A 261-nucleotide genomic window follows, 5' to 3' on the forward strand; every position below is an offset into this window, starting at 1 on the left:
AAAAGTATACTGGAAAAAGGACTGGATGCTATACAAGAAGATACCAATACAGAATCTAATATCCCTAAGCATACTAACATTAGAGGAGGAAACTATTACAAATAATTAAAATTAATAAGCAGATATGAATACACAAACATTATTACAAATGAAACAGTTAAGGCTTTATGGGATGCATAGGGCTTTTTCTACAACTCTTGAAGCTAATCACGGGAATTATACCAATGATGAATTAATCGCTTATCTATTACAATCTGAATG

General features: G+C 30.7%; 1 pseudogene. It reads left to right on the top strand.

Features of this window, described 5'->3' with window-relative positions:
* Positions 1 to 124: 124 nt before the first annotated feature.
* A pseudogene (locus FOF46_RS33185) lies at positions 125 to 261 on the top strand (ATP-binding protein); the annotation flags it as partial.

The sequence above is a fragment of the Aquimarina algiphila genome (assembly GCF_007489275.1).
Lineage (GTDB): Bacteria > Bacteroidota > Bacteroidia > Flavobacteriales > Flavobacteriaceae > Aquimarina > Aquimarina algiphila.